This window comes from Paenibacillus sp. FSL H7-0357, from assembly GCF_000758525.1.
GTDB lineage: Bacteria > Bacillota > Bacilli > Paenibacillales > Paenibacillaceae > Paenibacillus_AQ.
Genome location: NZ_CP009241.1, coordinates 5,781,462 through 5,800,371, shown reverse-complemented (window position 1 = coordinate 5,800,371; position 18,910 = coordinate 5,781,462). Strand labels below are relative to the sequence as shown.

Below are 18,910 nucleotides of genomic sequence, written 5' to 3'. Positions count from 1 at the left end.
TACCGCATAGAGATGAAATTCCACGGACATAATGATTCCTGAGGTGATCACATGACAACCGCAAAACCGCTTGTAAGATGCAGTGTGAGCAACTGTCATTATTGGGGTGAACAGAACTTATGCCGGGCCGAGGAGATCGTTATTGAAATCGACAAGCATGCAGGCAGCGGGTTCAAGGAAGAATATGCCGAAGAGATGATGGCTAACAATCATCATGATCATGCCGGAACTTCGTCCGCGACCTGCTGTCTGACCTTCAAGCCTAACAACTAGGAGGCCTGAAAATGGACAAACACAGTGATAAATCCAAACTTGACCCGTCCGAAAGGAAAAAAATCATCCTGCGTCCGCGTAGAGTGGATTTTCCCCGGCGGGACCGGACTCACAATGAAGAATATGCCGCGGAGGTAAGCCCGCTTCCGGCACATATTCACAGCACAGGCGGCAAAACAGCCGAGACCAAGGAGCACAGTGAAACAGAGACCGGCAGTAAAAGTATGGGGAGGGTCGGGCTGGGCTTCGGGATTGCCTCCTTGTTCATCTGGTCGGTCATTCTTGGTCCCGTAGCTGCCATACTTGGGTACTATGCTTACGCCAAAGGGCAAAAAACTACCGGCGCATGGGCAATGGGACTGGGGATTGTATCCACACTCAGCTATTTTGTCATGATACCATTTGCCCGCTAGCGTAAGAAGAAACCAGAAGCAATGGATTCAAAACAGGCTTTTAGACCTAACTATGAGGGTCTGAAGTCTGTTTTTTCATGTCAGCATATAGCAATTATTATGATTCGACTGTAAAATAAAGTCGTATTTTAAATTTAAATTGAGTTTCTTTAAGGTTAGGAATTTTATATAGAGGATCAGCAGAAGGAAAGGAAAGTGCAATATGGCGATCAATCCGGCTTCAGGGAGCGGAGTTGGGCAACTAAGATGGGTGAACTTAAGAAGTTCAAGCCTCAAAAGTGAAACAGGGAAAAATTCCAGTGAAGTATCGGGTTCAACGTCAGCGGAGTTTTCCGCTTTGCTGCAGGAGCGGACGTTGCAGCCGGAGGATAAGGACAGCGCAACTGCACTGAATTCCCTTGGCGACAGCTCCTCTCTAAGCGGTCTGCTGTGGCAGCAGCTTGGAGGGACAAGCGATTCTTATAACGCAATTTCCGGGGAAATAACGGAAACCAGGCCTACCGATTATGAAGAGCTGATTCAGACGGCCAGTACGAAGTACGGTGTGCCGGTCGACTTGATCAAGGCAGTAATCGATACGGAATCCTCGTTCAACCCAAATGTCGTTTCTTCGGCGGGAGCGAAGGGATTGATGCAGCTGATGGATGGCACGGCGAATGGCCTAGGTGTTTCCGATCCCTTCGATCCGGCTCAGAGCATTGACGGCGGAGTGCGTTATTTATCGTATCAGCTGAAGCGTTTTGACGGGCAGGAGAAGATGGCACTGGCCGCTTATAATGCCGGTCCGGGACGGGTTAATAAGCTCGGAGTCAACAGTGACCAGGAGCTGATGGAGAAGCTTACCCAGCTTCCGGAGGAAACCCAGGCCTATATTCTCAAAATAGAACGCGCCCGAGCTGAGTACGGGGTATAATAAAAAGGATCAAATGGTGTCGTCTGGACCACTCTGGTGGCGGGACCCGTTTGATCCTTTTTTCCGGATATAAGAAAGTACAGGCACCTAGACTTTATAAGTTCAGCCGGATCAGTTATTCTATATTCTCGCGCATGAGCTTATCAGCACAGAAGCAAAGGAGAGATCCGATATATGCTGTACTGGGATTATGCCGCTGCCGCACCCCCTTATGAAGAAGTAGTGCAGACGATGGAGCAGATTATGAAGCAGCATTATGCCAATCCCTCGTCGCTGCACCGTGCAGGTACGGAAGCGGACCGGCTTATCAAACGTTCAAGGGAAGTCTGCGCAGCCGCGCTCGGAGTGAAGCCGCAGGAAATTCTGTTCACCTCTGGCGCTACCGAAAGCAACAACCTCGCGGTAAAAGGCGCAGCTCTGCAGTATCAGAGCAGGGGACGCCATATCGTGACTACGGAAATAGAGCATCCTTCGGTCTATGAGAGCTGCCTGCAGCTGCAAAACATGGGCTGGGAGGTCACCTTTGTAGCACCGGATAGCTCAGGAATGGTTGAGCCCTCCCGTATTGCCGCTGCGGTGCGCCGGGATACTGTACTTGTCAGCGTGATGCATGTCAATAATGAGGTTGGAACAGTGCAGCCGCTGCTGGAGATCGGACGGCTGGTGAAGGCTGCCAACCACCGGACGCTGTTTCATGTGGACGGAGTGCAGGGCTACAGCGGGTTTGAGCCAAGACTGGGTGAGTGGCAGGCTGACCTGTACAGCTTGTCCCCCCACAAAATCCGCGGCCCGCGCGGAGTAGGGCTGCTGTATGTAAGAGAAGGGGTTACACTATTTCCGTTGCTGACTGGCGGCTCCCAGGAGAACGGACTCCGCGCCGGTACGGAAAATGTGCCGGCGGTTGTGGCTTCCGCCAAAGCCATCCGCATGAGCGGCGAGCGGAGGGAACAGTTTAACCATGTGATGATTCCGCTGCGCAACCGGCTGTTGAAGTTTGTGGCAGGCATCCCGGAATTGAAGGTCAACAGCAGGGAGGACGGAGCTCCGCATATTGTCCATTTCTCTTATCCCGGCATGAAGGGGGAGGTGCTGGCCCGCAAGCTGGAGGAACTGGGGATGGTCGTGTCCACCCGTTCGGCCTGCTCTTCGCGGCTGGCCGAGCCGAGCCGGATTCTGCTGTCCATGGGCAGGGATGTTTCTACGGCACTTGGCGGAATCCGCATTAGCCTTGGCGACAGCCATACGGAAGCTGATATTGCCCTGCTGGAGCAGGCGCTGCTTAAGGCTGTACAGGCTTTGAAGATTGTTGAAGGAGGCATGAGATAACCGATGAAAGAGCAGGAAACTGGAACTGCCATAAGCGGCGGAAGCAGTATTGAATATGCAGATATGCTTATACTGAGGTTCGGGGAATTTACACTGAAGGGCAAGAACCGGGCCCGGTTCGAGAAGACGGTGCTGCGCCATGTGAAGGAGATGGTCAAGCCATATCCCCAAGTGGTGCTGAGCAAGGAATTCGGACGGATTTATGTGCAGTTGAACGGTGAGCCGGCCGGCGAGTTGGCGGCGTCGCTGAAGAATGTCTTCGGCATCGCCTCTATTAGTCCGGTCAAGGTCTCTTTATCGGAGTTTGACGATATCCTGTCCGCCAGCCGGACATTCCTGGAGATTATCGTTCCAGCCCCGGGTACTACCTTTAAGGTCAACGCGCGCCGGGTATGGAAAGAGTTCCCGCATGGCTCCATCGAGATGAATAAGCTGATCTCGACTCCGCTGCTGCAAGGCTATCCCGGCCTGATCGTGGATGTGAAATCACCGCAGATGGAGCTCAAGATCGAAATCCGCGAGGGGCATACTTATATTTTCTGTGAGAATATCCCCGGGGTCGGAGGGTTTCCGCTGGGAACCAACGGAAAGGCTATGCTCCTCCTGTCCGGCGGTATTGATAGTCCTGTGGCAGGCTGGTCTTCGATGCGCCGCGGTTTGGAAGTGGAGTGTGTCCACTTCTACAGTTATCCTTATACGAGCGAGCTTGCCCGCCAGAAGGTCGTGGATCTTGCCCGGGTGCTGTCGCGTTATGCCGGGGTGATTAAACTGCATCTCGTTCCGTTTACGGAGGTGCAGACCGCTTTTACGGGGATTGGCCAGGATAACCTGATTATTACGCTGATGAGGCGGGCGATGCTGAAGATTACCACCCGGCTGGCTGAACGGGAAGGGGCGCTTGCGCTTGTTACCGGGGAGAGTCTGGGGCAGGTGGCCAGCCAGACGTTGTCCAGCATGAATGTCATCGGACGCGCTACAACGCTGCCGCTGCTGCGGCCGCTGGTCATGATGGACAAAAGCGAGATTGTCGAGCTTTCCCAAATGATCGGCACTTATGATTTATCTATCTTGCCTTACGAGGATTGCTGCACGTTATTTGTGCCAAAATCGCCTACGACCAACCCGAATCAGCGGATCGTAGACAAGATTGAAGCGACGTTGCCCGGATATGCCGCACGGCTGGATGCTGCTGTCGCGGGGACAGAGACGATTTCCATTACGCCTTACGGGGATGAGAAACCAAGCGATGTAGTTCCGGCGCAAGCCGGGCTGCAGGAAGAGTGGTTCTAACGCAATAGCAGGTGGCCCGAAACCGTTGACGGATTTCGGCCCCCCTTTTTTTTGTTGATGAAATGTTATGTCTTAGCCCGAGGTCCCGCTATGCGGGATCTTTTTGTGCTCCAGCCGCCGTTTCCAGTGCCCTGTAGCGAGTATGCCTGCAATCACAAGGATGATGAAGAGAACATGGAGCAGCGGGTGCTGCTCAAAAAAAGGCTGGAGCTTCTGTTCACCGGTAATCATGGTGGAGGCGGTGTACCCCAGCACTGCGGAACCGATGTAAATAATCCAGGGATACCGGTTAATCAGCTTAATAAAAAGCGTACTGCCCCAGACCACAATGGGGACACTGATAAGCAGTCCTACCACAACCAGCGTGATATTGTGATTGGCTGCTCCGGCAATGGCGATGACATTGTCCAGACCCATGGCCGCGTCGGCAACAATAATTGTCCGCACAGCCGCCCACAGTGTGCCTCCGGCCTTGATATCCGCATCGTTATTTTCCCCGCTGAGCAGCTTGTATGCAATCAGAATCAGCAGCAGACCACCGAACAGCAGCAGCCAAGGGACTTTCAGCAGCCAGACAACCAGTATGGTAGCGATGATCCGCAGCACAACGGCTCCGCCCGTTCCAAGCAGAATAGCCTTTTTCTGGGTGTCTGCCGGTAAATTTCGTGCAGCAAGCCCGATGACAATAGCGTTGTCCCCCGCCAGAATCAAATCGAGAAAAACGATATTCAGCAAGGGCAATATAAAATCGGTAACGGTTGTATTCAAGCCGGGTCACTCCCATAGTTTGTTGGTCAGAGCATTAGACAGGTATAGTTTTGTATACGCAAAAAAGGGGCCGGACATGCATCAGCCGGGAAAAAAGTTGGACAGGAAGCATAGCTTGTCGCCATTCCACATACATGTAATTACATGTAGTCCGGGGAGGTAAAAGCTAATGGATTCCTTGTTGCTGCTTGGGGAAATATTGATGATCAATCTTGTGCTGAGCGGAGATAACGCGATGGTCATAGCGATGGCCAGCAAAAGTCTCCCGGAGAAGAACCGCAAAACTGCTGTCTGGTGGGGGGCTGCGGGCGCTGTCATTCTGCGGTGTGTGCTGACGTTTGCGGCAGTGCTGCTGCTGAAAATCCCTTATATTGAAGCAGGCGGAGGCATTCTGCTGCTATGGATTGCCTTCAAGCTGCTGCTGGAGGAAGAAGAGGAGGTTAGGGTGGAGGAAAGCTCTACCGTGTGGAGGTCCATCCGCACCATTCTGTTGGCTGACTTCATCATGAGTCTCGACAATGTGCTGGCGATTGCGGGAGTAGCCAAGGGTGATTTGGCCCTGATCGTCATCGGGATCGCTTTAAGTATTCCGATCGTCGTCTGGGGAAGCGGTATTATCGTTGGCTGGCTGCACCGGTTTCCTGTACTTGTCTTCATCGGCGCCTACATACTCGCCCATACAGCTGGAGAAATGCTGCTGCAGGATGCCAAGTTTGGCGCGGTGCTCTCCTTTATGCTGCCGTCTTTACACTCCATTTTGCCGCTTGCACTTGGTGTTATCGTTGTCCTGTCCGGCATGATTAAGCGGAGGACCGTATCCGCAGGTTAAGAAGCGGCAATACTAGAGGCTGTGCCAAAAGCTGGATAAGCTGGGGCGCAGCCTCTTTAGACTGAGCAGCTTTTTCATCATCTTCTAAAATATGAAGAATGATGGTGTTTTATTTATTTTTCAGATAAAATATAAAGGGAATCCTGTCGCAGGAATGTACTTTCGAAGTGACGAGGTAAGGAATAGACGTGAATTTGAAGGGATGGGTGATTGATGTCTTCCAAAAACGACATGAAACTGGGTATTTTTATTGCCGCCGCCGGCATTGTGATTCTATTCGGAAAGCTGGGGGTGTTCGGGTTTCTCGGGCGGGCCTTATGGCCACTCGTGATACTGGTTCCAGGCCTGTTCCTGCATGTGCTTTTCTTCAGCCGCCGCGCTTCGGCAACCGTGTTGATTCCGGCCGGAATATTGACTGTATATGGATTGCTCCTCGGGTTATGCAATACCTGGGGCTGGGGGCTTATGACTCATCTGTGGCCGCTGCTGCTGTTCGGCATCGCTGTCGGGCTTTATGAATATTCGCTGTATTCTCCGGCGCGGACCGGCGGTCTGATGACTACGTCTGTCATACTGGGAGCACTGAGTCTGGTGCTGTTTATCTTCAGTCTGCTGGGCACAGGAGCGTTGTATTTGTTAGGTGCGGTACTGATTGCTGCCGGGATTTGGCTGATGGCCGGGCGCGGAAAACCGGGAAGCCGCAAGAAGTGGAACGGGGGCTGGTGAGTGAACCGGCAGCTGTGAAATTTGCGGATCTTCTCAAGGAAAAAAGGGTCTGACTCGAAATTAGAAAAATTAAACGAAGTTGGAAATCGTTTTTTCAGAAAAAGACTTGCTTTTCATAGTGCTTTCACTATAATATTAAGGAATGTTGGAGCGTCGGCTTTCTGCCAGGCGCTTCTTTTGTGAGACTGCCGTGACATGCTATAAATTTAAACATTTTTAATTTGATAAATGAGAGGATTTGGATACAAATCATGCATTCAAGAAAAGATATTCGCAACATTGCGATCATTGCCCACGTTGACCATGGTAAAACAACACTTGTCGATCAGCTTTTGCAGCAATCAGGAATTTTTAGCGCGCATGAGCACCTGCAAGAACGTGCCATGGACTCGAACGACCTGGAGCGGGAACGCGGAATCACCATCCTAGCCAAAAATACAGCAATTACCTATAAAGAGTTCTTGATCAACATTGTAGATACCCCGGGCCATGCTGACTTCGGCGGCGAAGTGGAACGGATCATGAAGATGGTTGATGGTGTACTGCTTGTTGTTGACGCCTATGAAGGCTGCATGCCGCAAACGAAGTTCGTTCTGCGCAAAGCGCTGGAACAGCACCTGACACCAATCGTTGTAGTGAACAAGATTGACCGTCCGGCTGCACGTCCGAAGGAAGTTATTGATGAAGTGCTGGATCTGTTCATTGAGCTTGAAGCCAGTGACGATCAGCTGGAATTCCCGGTAGTTTATGCATCCGCACTAAACGGCACATCGAGCATGGATACTGAGAAACAGGATGACAACATGCTTGCTTTGTATGAAACCATTGTTGAGCATATCCCGGCTCCGACTGAAAAAGTTGAAGAACCTCTGCAGTTCCTTGTTACGCTGATGGATTACAATGAATACCTTGGCCGTATTGCCATCGGACGTGTAAACCGCGGTGTTATCAAGCAAGGCCAATCCGTAACTGTTATTATGCGTGACGGTAAGAGCAAGACGGCACGGATCGAGAAGCTGTTCGGCTTCCAAGGCCTCAAGCGCGTAGAAACCGAAGAAGCGGGCGCAGGCGACATCGTTGCTATCGCCGGCATCAAGGATATCAACATCGGTGAGACGATTGCTGATCCGCAGCATCCTGAAGCCCTTCCGGTCCTGAAGATCGATGAGCCTACGATGCAAATGACGTTCCTCGTGAACAACAGTCCGTTTGCCGGTAAAGAAGGCAAATGGGTAACTTCCCGTAAGCTGCGCGAGCGTCTGTTCAAAGAGCTCGAAACAGATGTCAGCTTGCGTGTGGATGAAACAGATTCCCCTGACGCCTTTATCGTATCCGGACGCGGTGAGCTTCACCTCGGTATCCTGATCGAGAATATGCGCCGTGAAGGTTATGAAATGCAGGTTTCCAAGCCTGAGGTTATCGTCAAAGAAATCGACGGAGCCAAGATGGAGCCGCTTGAACGTCTGATGATTGACGTTCCTGAAGAAAGCATGGGCGCCGTAATGGAGAGCCTGGGCAGCCGCAAAGCCGAAATGGTCAACATGATTAACCACGGCACTGGTCAAGTTCGTCTGGAATTCCTGATTCCTGCACGCGGCCTGATTGGCTACAATACACACTTCCTGACGCTGACACGCGGCTATGGTGTAATGAACCATGCCTTTGACAGCTATGCTCCACTGATCGGCGGCCAGGTTGGCGGACGTCATCAGGGCGTGCTGGTGTCCAGTGAGACCGGAAGTACAACGTTCTACGGTATGATGGGCGTAGAAGACCGCGGTATTCTATTCCTTGAGCCAGGAACAGAAATCTACGAAGGTATGATCGTCGGTGAGCATACCCGTGATAACGATATTATCGTTAACATCTGTAAGGAAAAAGCACTGACCAACGTGCGTTCCGCTACAAAGGATGAAACGGTAAAAATGAAGACCCCACGGATGTTCTCTCTGGAAGGTGCGCTTGAGTATCTGAACGATGACGAATATTGTGAAATCACCCCGAAATCCGTTCGTCTTCGTAAGAAGATCCTGAACAAGGGCGAGCGTGAACGTGTAGAAAAGCAGCGTAAGTCAGCACAAGCCAGCCAGGCCTAAGCTGATATAGAACAAGCCGCCGGATGTTGAATCCGGCGGCTTGTATTTGTTTAAATATAAAAATTTATATGCTTCACGCTATAAATTATCCTTCTATTTCTCGCTGAAACGGATACCGTCCTTTTGAGGACGGCGAAGCCGTTTCCACTTGTGAGGCGATCTTTTAAATTGCAGGGATTATTTGCGGATTAAAGCTCCCGGGGATGATATAATGTAAGCGATACATACCTTGGGAGGAGTGGTGAGCTGTGCAGAGATGGTTTGCGGAGCATCCTATTGTGGCCTATATTGTCATTTTTATATTGCTGACTTATGTGTATAACCGTGTATTCCGCGTGAATCAGAAGCTCCCCATTGGTAAAGAAATCGTGCTCTATCTGATGATGGCACTTGGCTCAGGCATGCTGCTGATTTTTCAGCATGACAAACTGCCGATCATTCAGTGCCTGCTGGTGGCTGTAGGACTTATGCTGCTGGTGCGGGTCCGTTATTTTGTAGAGGCCCGGCAGAAGCGCAAGGCTGCTGCAGCAGCCAAAAGACAATAACCGCAACTTTTACCGTTTGAAATCGTCTATAGTAAGTATAAATCAACCTAATCTATGCGAAATGAAAAGGACCTTATTCTATTATGAGTACAAGCAAGGGAAGTTTACCTCCAAGAAGACCCGCTGGACCCCAACAAACGGGCAGAGGGCAGCAGGTTAAGGCTGCTCCTGGAAAACAGGGCAAGAAAAAAGCAAAGAAACGGGGATTTGCAGCCCGTTTGGGAAAAATGCTATTAATTATCCTTCTGGTTGCGATCCTGGCTGTGCTGGGTTACGTAGGGTTTCTGTACTATAAGTTCGAGCAGGGAGGATTTGGAGTGGACCAGCCCGTCCAGGACAGCCAGCTTGCTTCGTCTAAGCCGCTGACTATGCTGCTGCTGGGAACCGACAACCGCCCGAAGCATCCGTCCAATCTCACGGATGTTATTATGGTTGCTGCACTGAATCCTAAGACGCATTCGGCGACGATTGTCTCGCTTCCGCGGGATACTTACGTCGAGCTGAGCGGTTATAAGAAGACCAAGATCAATGCGTTTTACCCCCGCTTCAAGAGCAAGGAGAAAACCTCAGGCATTCTAGCTGAGGATGAGATGAAGACGATGATGAGCAAATATCTGGACATCGATGTCGATTATGTCACCGTGCTCGATTTTCAAGGCTTCCGTGATATTGTGGACGAATTTGATGGAGTAGATGTCAACATCAGCGCCGACATGTGCTATACGGACAGTGTGGACGGAACAGATATTAATCTGAAGAAGGGCCCGGCCAAGCTGGAGGGGGATGAGGCGCTCGATTATGTGCGTTACCGCAAGTCCAACTGTAGTCCAAGGACCCAGGCTTCCGATGACTTTGACCGCAATAAACGCCAGAACGAGGTATTGAACGGACTGGTTGGACAAATGCAGTCCCTTGGAGGAGTGCTCAAAATAGGCAAGGTTTTTGACGCCGTGGGCGACAACATGCAAAGTGATATTGAGAATGCACAGATCAAAAGCTTGATTTCTACTTATTGGAAAATATCTAAAGAGAATATTGAATTTGTGCCGGTGACCGGAACCTGGCGCAGCCCGTATGTATATATTAACGATAAAGAGCTTGAAGCGGCAAAGAAAAGCCTGCAGGACCGGATTGCCGGGGTTTCCTCCGCTGCCTCAGAGTCTACTGCTCCTTAAAGAAGGTCTGGAAGCAACTCTAAATTGAATGCAAGTTTGGGCGTGTGCTATAATATAATAAAGTGAACGCACATTTGCCGCATAGGGGGCCTGTACTTATGTCCGAAGCCGTTGCTCAGCTCAATGAAACCTTGCTATCGATGCTGCAGTCGGAAACGTTTGTCCTGCTTAACACTGTTGATGCGGAATCCGGAGGCCCTACGTCTACGGCAATTTCGTGGATTTATGCAGTGAGCCCTTCTATCGTGCGTCTGGCGGTAGACCACCGCTCCAGACTTGTGAACAACATGAAGGTGAATCCAATGGTAACCGTAACAGTTTTTGGCGAGGGCACCGTTCATGCCATTAATGGGCGTGCTGTTGTGAGGCAGGATCCGCTGCCGGATGTTCCCTTCAAGATGTGCTGTTTTGATGTTGAAATTGAAGCGGTACGCAACGCGCTGTTCTATGGCGCGCAGCTGGAGTCCGCTCCAAAATATGCTAAGGTATACGATGCGCGTGCGGCTGAGAAGCTGGACGGCCAAGTATTTGCCGCCATGCAAAAAGCCCAGTGAGGATCTCACTAGGCTTTTTTTGTCCAAAGAATCAGGTTATTGATTGTTGCCTTTCGGCTTGGTATCCTCTGGCAGCTGCGGTATGATGCGGCCGATGATATCCGCCATTTCTGCAGCGAAGCCGGACACCGGATTTCCCTTAGAGATATGACGGCCCATTTCGTTCAGTCTGTTGGAGATATCCATATCGGCAGTGACGAAGGCCTTGACGCCACGCGGATCTTTACGGATGGCTTCAGCCACCGAATATTTGATGCTTCCGACACGCGAACGTTCCAGCTTCCCGTCAACATCAATGCCAACCACGGCGACATTGTTCATTACGACACAGTGGGCACCGTTGACGCCTGGAACTCTTTGGGCCAGCTGTTCAAAATGATCCTTGAGTGCAACATCGCTTTCCCCCTTGCCGTCAGAAGCTTGTCCGGCTTCAGCGTAAGGGGCCATATTACCATCATTAGACAATGACCGCACCTCGCGGTTTCCCTGGCTGCTTAAAGCCTTGGCCGATTGTTTATCCTGAGGAGAGGGTGATGTCTCTTTATTAGCGATACCGCAGCTTGTCAGCAGCAGCAGTACCAGCAACAGACACATTGATTTTCTCATATGTGCTTACTCCTTTCAGTCAGAAATCAGTTCTTTACTTTATCTTGCCCTTGCTGAAAAGAGTTATGTATGATCAATCAAACCAGGCGCTGTGGAGGGGATAGCATGAAAAAGATATTTGTACTAGACACCAACGTGCTTTTGCACGACCCCAATTCGATCTTTGCTTTCAAGGAGCATGAAGTAGTCATTCCGGCCGTGGTTCTGGAAGAGATCGACTCCAAGAAGCGTAATGCCGATGAAATCGGCCGCAACGCCCGCACCGTGTCACGATTGTTAGACGGACTCCGGGAACTGGGCCACCTGCATAGCGGTGTGGTTCTGGAACATGGAGGCATGCTGAAGGTGGAGCTTAACCACCGCAGCTTCGTAAAGGTACAGGAAATGTTCGGTGAGGTATCCAACGACAACCGGATATTGGCTGTAGCGCTCAATTATCTTCATGAGGAGAACGAGAAAGCTGAACCACGTCCTGTGGTACTCGTAAGTAAAGATGTACTTGTCCGCATCAAAGCGGATGTGCTTGGCATTACACCGGAGGATTATTTATCTGACCGTACAGGTGATCTGAACGAGCTGTATACCGGCTACCAGTCACTGATGGTCCATCCTTCGCTGATTGATGAATATTACAGCCACCGTTTCCTGTCCGTCAAACAACTGCCCCTGTCCTATGCGCTCTACCCGCATGAATTTGTAATTCTGAAGGATGAGATCGGCAGCGGCAAATCTGCTCTGCTCAAAGTGAACAGCGACGCCACACGCCTTGAACCGCTCTATTTGGGCAATGATGCGGTGTGGGGTATCAGTGCCCGCAATGCCCAGCAGCGGATGGCGCTGGAGCTTCTGTTGAACGATGACGTCCCGCTGGTAACTATTACCGGCAAGGCAGGAACGGGCAAAACGCTGCTGGCGCTTGCTGCCGGATTGTTCAAGGTGGAGGATGAGCACCGCTACAAGAAGCTGCTCATCGCCCGGCCGGTTGTGCCGATGGGTAAAGATATCGGATATTTGCCCGGGGAGAAGGATGAGAAGCTGCGTCCGTGGATGCAGCCGATTTATGATAATTTGGAATTTCTGTTTGATACGAAGAAGTCCGGGGATATTGATAAAATACTCATGGGCCTCGGCAGCATCCAGGTGGAGGCACTAACCTACATCCGCGGACGTTCTATTCCTTCACAGTTCATCATTATTGATGAAGCCCAGAACCTTTCCCGCCACGAGGTGAAGACCATCGTCTCCAGAGCCGGGGAAGGCAGCAAAGTTATTCTTATGGGCGACCCGGAGCAGATCGACCATCCGTATCTCGACGCAGCGAGCAACGGGCTCAGTTATATTGTCGAGAAGTTTAAGCAGGAAGGGATCAGCGGTCATATCACACTGGAAAAAGGTGAGCGTTCCCGCCTGGCCCAGCTGGCCGCCGATTTACTGTAATCGCCAGAGGTCTTTGATTCGTTGTATTGCACACAATATAGTGGGTTCGTAACATACCTAATCACAGCGAAGTGATTCATTATCAGTACCACAGCAAAAGCCGGGAGATCAATGTCTCCCGGCTTTTTGTCTGCCCCTCCCCGGAACGGCGGAGGTTTCAGAGCTTATACGCACGCGATAATGGAATGGAGAGAAATTTTGGAACTGGAGAAGCGCTAGCGTTCGCCTTTATCCCCGGATTTCTTCCGCTGCAGGCGGAATTATATAAGTTGAACAAAAGAACTACCTAGAGGCAAAAGCAGCGGAGGGGAAGTTTGGAACTGTAGGAGCGATAGCGACCGCCTTTGTCTACGGATTTCAACCGCAAATAGCGGGTTAAATCAAGAAATCTGTAGACAACAGCGGCCGGAAGTCCAAACATTCACCGCAGTTGTGTTCGATGCCGGATTGGTAAATCTTAAGTTCAACTTATATAGAATCAGGAAATCTGAGGATAACAGCGATCGGAAGTCTAAATCTTTCTTGTAATGCAACATTATATCGCAAATGTCTCGAGGCCTCCGCGGTTCACACCTATATAATAGAAAGAGAACGTTTTCAGCTAACACAGACAATCAAAGAATCATCTGGTAAAATAGGGGGACAAGTGTTTAGGCCGGAGGGGAAAAAGAAATGCTGAGACGCAAAAACTATTGGCTGCTGTTTGCAATACTGCTGCTTGCGCTGACAAGCTTGTCACCCAGCATGGAGCTGGACACCAGCGAACGCACCCGTCCGCAGAAGTTGCCGCTCGATCAATCAGAGCGCCCGGATTCGGGAGAGACGGGAAATGTGCAAAGCCTGCGGATTCGCGTTTCGCTGAGCAGCGAAGAGCTGCGTGAGCTGGAACGGATCAGCAGGAACTATACGTTATCGAGCGGGATTGAAGTTGTGCTGAGCAATGTGGACAGCGAGGAATCGGCTGAAGCGCTGAAGCAGGACCTGACTACAGGCGACAGTCCGGATATTGTGATGACCGATGGCCGTAATATTTCCGATCTGGCCACCCGGGGATATTTGCTTCCGGTGGATGTCTATCAGAGCGTTCCCGGCAGTGCCCCGCTGACCCTGCTCATTCCGCAAATGCAGTGGAATGGTTATGATTGGGGAGTTCCGCTCGATATTGATCCTTACGTACTGGTGTATTCTCCGGCGCGCCTCGCCGAATTGGGCCTTTCGGAAGCGCCGAAAAGTCTGGAGCAGTGGAGCGGTCTGCTGAAGCATCTTCAAGAAAAACAGGATCAGGAACAATATATCCTGGCTATGGATACCCGCAATCCCTATGGTTACTCTGCGGTCCTGGAAAGTATGGGGGCCAGCCTGACTTCAGAGAATGCGGCAATGCTGGAGTGGACCCAGAACGCCCGTAGCTCCTTCTATCTGACCAGCCGGTACGATAAAGAAATCTGGAATATGCTACAGGAGGGAAAGGTCGCCGTAGCTGCGCTTCCGCTCTCTGAATTCCAGAAGCACGGGAATTCATCGCTGGCTGTGGAAGTGCCGCTGCCTGGCGGGAGCAGTAAAGGCTATGAGGCAATGTACAGCCGTTTCTTCGCTCTTCCCGCAGAGTCGAGCAACCCGGAGGCAGCGGTGAAATGGCTCGCCTATATTACCTCCAGCTCCGCGCAGCTCGAATGGCTGGTGAACACGGGGCGTCTGCCTGCGCTGGATGAGCTTTACCGTTCGGGACTTCCAGAGATGGACAGGCTTCCTTTTGACTCCGGGGTGCTGCTGACAGACGAAGCCATCACCGGGGAAAGACCGGTTGGCGGCTGGAGTGAGCTCTCCACGGCGGTGGCAATGCTGCTTACCGGTAAGCTGGATGCCGCAGGATACCGGGAAGCGCTGGCAGCACCCTCAAAATGAGATGGAGAGCTTTACATAAAGCACGCCTTCTTTGCTTTCTACTTCAGTCGCATGCAGAAGTGAGACGATTTTCTCCGGATAAAACCCTAGATCGAATTCTTCCTCCAGTGACTGACGGGTGGAATCAGGCAGCTCCAGGCCGTTAAATACTACATTGTCGACATGGAACATGAGCCCGTTAACCGGCTCGTTTTCAATCGTGTAATGACCGGTCAGGGTAAGCGTCAAACCGCCGCTGGTTCCCGAAGCAGTCACCTGACCCTTGTTGAAATGAAAAGCGAAATCCTTAAACAGCTCATTTTGTGAAACCAGAAAGGTATTAAGATCCTCTTCTTTCAGCGCAAGGGTATAGGTCATTCCTTTACGGGTCAGCATCCCGCTTTTGCTCTGGACAAATTGCGGCAGATGATTCATAGCCGATGACAAAGCCTTGAAATAGGTTTTTACTTCATGGATACCAATGTTCTCCCAATACCTCGTAAATTCGTTCAGCAGCGCGCTCATGCTCTCCGGATCGCTGCTGGCACTGATTCCTCCTTCAATCTCCTCATTTAACGCGGCTACCCGCGTTTTTTGTTCGGTAAGAGCCGTTTTAAGCTCCTCTAGCTCCTTGCTGCTGCGCAGCGAAGCCTTTATCGTGGATTTCATATCTTTGTACTGCTCTTCATACTGATTGAGGATGTCGCGGTCCTGCCCAATAATAATCTCGTAATAATCGTACAGGGCAAGCATCCGGCTGATACTTTTAGCGGAGAGCAGAGCAGCCAGCAGACTATCTCTGTCCCCCATATAATAAGAACGAATGACAGCCCCGGCACGCTTTTGTTGATCTGTGATAGCTGCTTCTTTATCTGCTGCTTGTTTGCTGAGGAGTGAAACCTTCTTCTCGAGAACCTTTTGCTCCGCAGTAATTCTAAGGATCTCACGTTCGATTTCAGCAGAGGACAACGTCTGCTCCAGCAGCTTGCGGGTCTCTTCGTTATCGGGAAAATCAGGAGGAGAGGAGACGGCGGCAGCACTAGAGCCCATGGAAAGCGAGGCCGCAGAGGTCAGCGGCAGCATCGTGCAGAGAAGCAGAATGAGCAGGAAGGCGAACCTTCGGCTTAAAATATTGCGGGAAAGCACTACACCACCACCTTTGGCAAAATAGAATAGGTATGTACTATTAATATGTTTTGTCCTGCTAAAATATCATACCCTGTTTTCCGCCTCCCGGCCTACAAAAAGACAAACAAAAAACGGAAGTCGTCCTTATTTCTAAGGATTTGACTTCCGTTTGATTGGCCAATAGCCATTATAGCGGCAACCCCATCTGAAAGATCGTCCAGTAGCTGAAGCCGGTAAATGTAACAATCATATATCCCCAGAACAACATGATGTAGGTCTTTTCTGTAAACTTCAGATAGCCAAGTATTACAAAAAAGGCGGTTTGCAAGAAGAAGAGTAAGGCCATCTCGGTTAAATCCCCGGCAAAAGCCATCAGCCCGATTACGAGCGTGAAAAACCCCAATACGCGAAACATGCGGTCCAAGAGAGTGTCCCCCTTCTTAGAATGATTCCCGAATATGACTTCTTTGGATTAATTATACCTCCTGGACAAAAGACTGTAAACGAATTCATTGAAAAAAACCTTTGTTTTTTAAATTAATATGATTTTTGACATTGACATATGTGTTTAGCGAAAGAAATTAGAAATTATAGCAATGTGCGTATGATGTTTAAGCAAAATGGAAATACAATTTAGTATCAAATAGATTCTATGAACTCTATCAGAGGCATAGAAATGGAGTAAGCAGCTTTTATCCTATTCACTACCCGGCGGAGCTGCCGGTTATGAAGATGGCTATTTCATGATGTTGTTAGGAGGGTTAGGCTTTATGACAGCCGTTAGACAAGATGCTTGGAGTGCTGAAGATGATTTGATTTTGGCAGAAATAACGCTGCGTCATATCCGGGAAGGCAGTACGCAACTCGCTGCTTTTGAAGAGGTGGGAGAAAAAATCGGCAGGACCTCGGCGGCATGCGGATTTCGCTGGAACAGTTGTGTCCGCAAAAGCTATGAGGATGCAATTGGCATCGCTAAAGGCCAGCGCCAGAAGCGGAGCTATTTGAAAAAACAGCCGATGAACAGGGGAGCACAGGTAGCAGGACTGATTCTCGGGGACATTGAAGAAGAATATGGACGAAGCGAAGGTTTGAACGAAAATTCGTTATCCATTGATGCGGTTATCCGTTTCCTCAGACAGTGGAAAGGAACCTTTCAGGAGGCGGGACGCCAGCTGAAGATGCTGGAAAGAGATCTGCGGGAGAAGGAAGATGAATTATCCGAGCTCAGGGTGGAAAATGAGCGGTTATCGAAGGAAGTTAACCTCGCCCAAAGTGATTACCGTGTGGTAAACGATGATTACAAGGCACTGATTCAGATTATGGACCGTGCCCGCAGACTTGCCTTCCTTAATGAAGAAGAAGAGGAAATGAAGACTCGGTTCAAAATGGATGCCAACGGCAATCTCGAACGTATGGAATAAAGGTTAAGCAACGGTATGACCCGCAAACAAAGCTGCCTTCGGGCACAGTGTTTGCGGTTTTTTTGTTTTTTGCATTTGCGGGAGCCTGCGGATATAATGAGGGAAATTATTGGAAGGGTGCGGAGGCGCGGCGTGAAAATTGATATCATTGGCGCGGGATCACTTGGTTTGCTGCTGGCAGGAAAACTTATCGGCGCCGGAGCCGAGGTCAGACTCTGGTGCCGAAGTGATGAACAGAGCAGGGCGCTGGAGGAGAACGGTATTACAATAAGCTATGAGGATGGCCAACCCCCGGTTTTTCTTCCGCCCGACAAGTTTAAGTCAGCATCTGTGAACACATTTGCCGAAGTTTATCTGCACGATCCGGGGGATTGGATGGCAATCATGGTCAAACAGAATGCACTCCATAATGAATTCCCGCAGATACTGCTTCCACTTAAGCAGAGCAAGATTCAGGCGGTGTGTTTTCAGAATGGCTATGGCCATTTGGAGCTGCTGCAGGAGCTGCTGCCACAAGCAGCAGTTTGGGCAGCGGTAACCACTGAGGCAGCCAAAAGAAAAACATTAACCGAGGTTGTTCATGCAGGGAGAGGAGAAATATGTATAGGGAAGGTTGGCGACAGCAATACTACTCATGGTCCATCCTCGCTAATTAGTTTCATTGAAACGCTCACAGCAGCAGGATTCTCCGCCTCTATGTCGAAAGAAGTGGATACCATGATTTACCGGAAGCTTTTAATCAATGCTGTGATCAATCCTCTTACAGCGATCTGGCGCGTACCGAACGGTGAATTGCTCGCTGCCGAGCAGCGCATACATTTGATGAAGGAGCTGTATGAGGAAGCGATTGCCGTTTATGAAGCCTGCGGTATTGCTCTTGAAAGTAACGCCTGGGAAGGCATAATGGAGGTTTGCCGGGTAACAGCCGGCAATATTTCATCGATGCTTGCCGATGTGTTATCCTCAAGAGCAACGGAAATACGCTGGATTAATGGGAGCATTGTGGATATGGCGGAGCGGAGCGGCATCGATGCTCCACAACACCGCTGGATTTGCCGGATGGTAGAAGGCATGCTTGTGAGAGAGAGGTGAGGCTGTTTGGAATTTCTGCGGAATTCGTTCATTACTATAAGCGTTATTCCGATTGTTCCTTTTTTAATCGTCTATTTTGCGGGAATAGGCCTCAAAAAAGAAAAGAAAAGCACTTTTTTGCTGGCAATGGACGTGACTACATTATTTTTATTGCTTTCCGTATCGGCCTTATTTAATATCATATTTGATTCGGGTTGGGGCTTCTATCTTATACTACTTATTGTATTAATATCCACCGGATTGATTGGAGGGGCTCAAAATCGCTTGAAAGGAAAGGTGGATGGAAAACGGTTACTTCGGGCAGTATGGCGGCTTACTTTCTTTTTTATGACCGTTAGTTACATTCTGTTTTTATTCGTAGGCCTCATTCGATACATATCACAAGCGATGTAACGTTCCACTGCTTCGGTGAAGCGTCAATGTCACAAATCTTT

General features: G+C 50.1%; 20 protein-coding genes. 16 read left to right on the top strand and 4 right to left on the bottom strand.

Features of this window, described 5'->3' with window-relative positions; translation table 11 throughout:
* The first annotated feature begins 51 nt into the window (after window positions 1–51).
* The 5 genes from H70357_RS25740 to thiI all read left to right on the top strand — a co-directional run bounded on the left by H70357_RS25740 (window position 52) and on the right by thiI (window position 4,215).
* The gene (locus tag H70357_RS25740) at window positions 52–273 is read left to right on the top strand and encodes a DUF1540 domain-containing protein (RefSeq protein WP_038595407.1); all 222 of its coding nucleotides are present in this window, start codon (window positions 52–54) and stop codon (window positions 271–273) included.
* Window positions 274–284: 11 nt separating this feature from the next.
* Window positions 285–686 (top strand): hypothetical protein, encoded by a 402-nt coding sequence (locus H70357_RS25735; protein ID WP_038595406.1) that lies wholly within the window; start codon window positions 285–287, stop codon window positions 684–686.
* A 202-nt stretch (window positions 687–888) separates the two neighbouring features.
* Window positions 889–1,599, top strand: a complete 711-nt coding sequence (locus H70357_RS25730) for a lytic transglycosylase domain-containing protein (protein WP_038595405.1) — start codon at window positions 889–891, stop codon at window positions 1,597–1,599.
* 174 nt (window positions 1,600–1,773) lie between these two features.
* Entirely contained in the window at window positions 1,774–2,925 is a 1,152-nt protein-coding gene (locus tag H70357_RS25725) for a cysteine desulfurase family protein (protein ID WP_038595404.1), read from the top strand.
* A gap of 3 nt (window positions 2,926–2,928) precedes the next feature.
* Window positions 2,929–4,215 (top strand): tRNA uracil 4-sulfurtransferase ThiI, encoded by a 1,287-nt coding sequence (thiI, locus tag H70357_RS25720; protein WP_052092254.1) that lies wholly within the window; start codon window positions 2,929–2,931, stop codon window positions 4,213–4,215.
* A 72-nt stretch (window positions 4,216–4,287) separates the two neighbouring features.
* On the opposite strand, the gene H70357_RS25715 is transcribed toward thiI, so the two are convergent.
* Window positions 4,288–4,983, bottom strand: coding sequence for a TerC family protein (locus tag H70357_RS25715; protein WP_038595403.1), 696 nt, complete (start codon window positions 4,981–4,983; stop codon window positions 4,288–4,290).
* Window positions 4,984–5,152: 169 nt separating this feature from the next.
* Between H70357_RS25715 and H70357_RS25710 the strand changes: the two genes are divergently transcribed.
* The 6 genes from H70357_RS25710 (at window position 5,153) to H70357_RS25685 (ending at window position 10,908) form a co-directional block, all read left to right on the top strand.
* Window positions 5,153–5,812: a TerC family protein gene (locus H70357_RS25710; protein ID WP_038595402.1), complete on the top strand. Its 660-nt coding sequence runs from the start codon at window positions 5,153–5,155 to the stop codon at window positions 5,810–5,812.
* A 213-nt stretch (window positions 5,813–6,025) separates the two neighbouring features.
* Entirely contained in the window at window positions 6,026–6,538 is a 513-nt protein-coding gene (locus tag H70357_RS25705; protein WP_038595400.1) for a hypothetical protein, read from the top strand.
* Window positions 6,539–6,789: 251 nt separating this feature from the next.
* Entirely contained in the window at window positions 6,790–8,634 is a 1,845-nt protein-coding gene (gene typA / locus H70357_RS25700; RefSeq protein ID WP_038595399.1) for a translational GTPase TypA, read from the top strand.
* A 248-nt stretch (window positions 8,635–8,882) separates the two neighbouring features.
* Entirely contained in the window at window positions 8,883–9,179 is a 297-nt protein-coding gene (locus H70357_RS25695) for a YlaH-like family protein (protein ID WP_038595398.1), read from the top strand.
* Between the two features lie 83 nt (window positions 9,180–9,262).
* The gene (locus H70357_RS25690; RefSeq protein WP_038595397.1) at window positions 9,263–10,354 is read left to right on the top strand and encodes an LCP family protein; all 1,092 of its coding nucleotides are present in this window, start codon (window positions 9,263–9,265) and stop codon (window positions 10,352–10,354) included.
* Window positions 10,355–10,452: 98 nt separating this feature from the next.
* Window positions 10,453–10,908, top strand: coding sequence for a PNPOx family protein (locus H70357_RS25685; RefSeq protein ID WP_038595395.1), 456 nt, complete (start codon window positions 10,453–10,455; stop codon window positions 10,906–10,908).
* 36 nt (window positions 10,909–10,944) lie between these two features.
* On the opposite strand, the gene H70357_RS25680 is transcribed toward H70357_RS25685, so the two are convergent.
* Window positions 10,945–11,514, bottom strand: a complete 570-nt coding sequence (locus H70357_RS25680; RefSeq protein WP_038595394.1) for a YhcN/YlaJ family sporulation lipoprotein — start codon at window positions 11,512–11,514, stop codon at window positions 10,945–10,947.
* A 105-nt stretch (window positions 11,515–11,619) separates the two neighbouring features.
* Between H70357_RS25680 and H70357_RS25675 the strand changes: the two genes are divergently transcribed.
* Window positions 11,620–12,951 carry a PhoH family protein gene (locus H70357_RS25675; RefSeq protein WP_038595393.1) on the top strand — a complete coding sequence of 444 codons (1,332 nt, stop codon included), beginning with the start codon at window positions 11,620–11,622 and terminating at the stop codon, window positions 12,949–12,951.
* Window positions 12,952–13,623: 672 nt separating this feature from the next.
* Window positions 13,624–14,856 (top strand): sugar ABC transporter substrate-binding protein, encoded by a 1,233-nt coding sequence (locus H70357_RS25670; RefSeq protein ID WP_038595391.1) that lies wholly within the window; start codon window positions 13,624–13,626, stop codon window positions 14,854–14,856.
* Here H70357_RS25670 and H70357_RS25665 read toward each other — a convergent pair.
* Complete coding sequence (locus tag H70357_RS25665) at window positions 14,848–15,981, bottom strand: coiled-coil domain-containing protein (protein WP_231578315.1); 1,134 nt, start codon at window positions 15,979–15,981, stop codon at window positions 14,848–14,850. The two genes, H70357_RS25670 and H70357_RS25665, sit on opposite strands and share 9 nt — an antisense overlap.
* 169 nt (window positions 15,982–16,150) lie before the next feature.
* Window positions 16,151–16,387, bottom strand: a complete 237-nt coding sequence (locus tag H70357_RS25660) for a DUF2626 domain-containing protein (protein ID WP_038595390.1) — start codon at window positions 16,385–16,387, stop codon at window positions 16,151–16,153.
* Between the two features lie 346 nt (window positions 16,388–16,733).
* On the opposite strand from H70357_RS25660, the gene H70357_RS25655 reads away from it, so the two are divergent.
* From H70357_RS25655 to H70357_RS25645, 3 genes are all read left to right on the top strand, one after another.
* On the top strand, window positions 16,734–17,384 hold the full coding sequence (locus H70357_RS25655) for an RsfA family transcriptional regulator (protein WP_038595388.1): 651 nt from the start codon (window positions 16,734–16,736) through the stop codon (window positions 17,382–17,384).
* A 132-nt stretch (window positions 17,385–17,516) separates the two neighbouring features.
* Window positions 17,517–18,476 carry a ketopantoate reductase family protein gene (locus H70357_RS25650; RefSeq protein ID WP_052092253.1) on the top strand — a complete coding sequence of 320 codons (960 nt, stop codon included), beginning with the start codon at window positions 17,517–17,519 and terminating at the stop codon, window positions 18,474–18,476.
* Window positions 18,477–18,482: 6 nt separating this feature from the next.
* Window positions 18,483–18,869: a DUF3397 domain-containing protein gene (locus H70357_RS25645; RefSeq protein WP_038595385.1), complete on the top strand. Its 387-nt coding sequence runs from the start codon at window positions 18,483–18,485 to the stop codon at window positions 18,867–18,869.
* Window positions 18,870–18,910 lie beyond the last annotated feature (41 nt).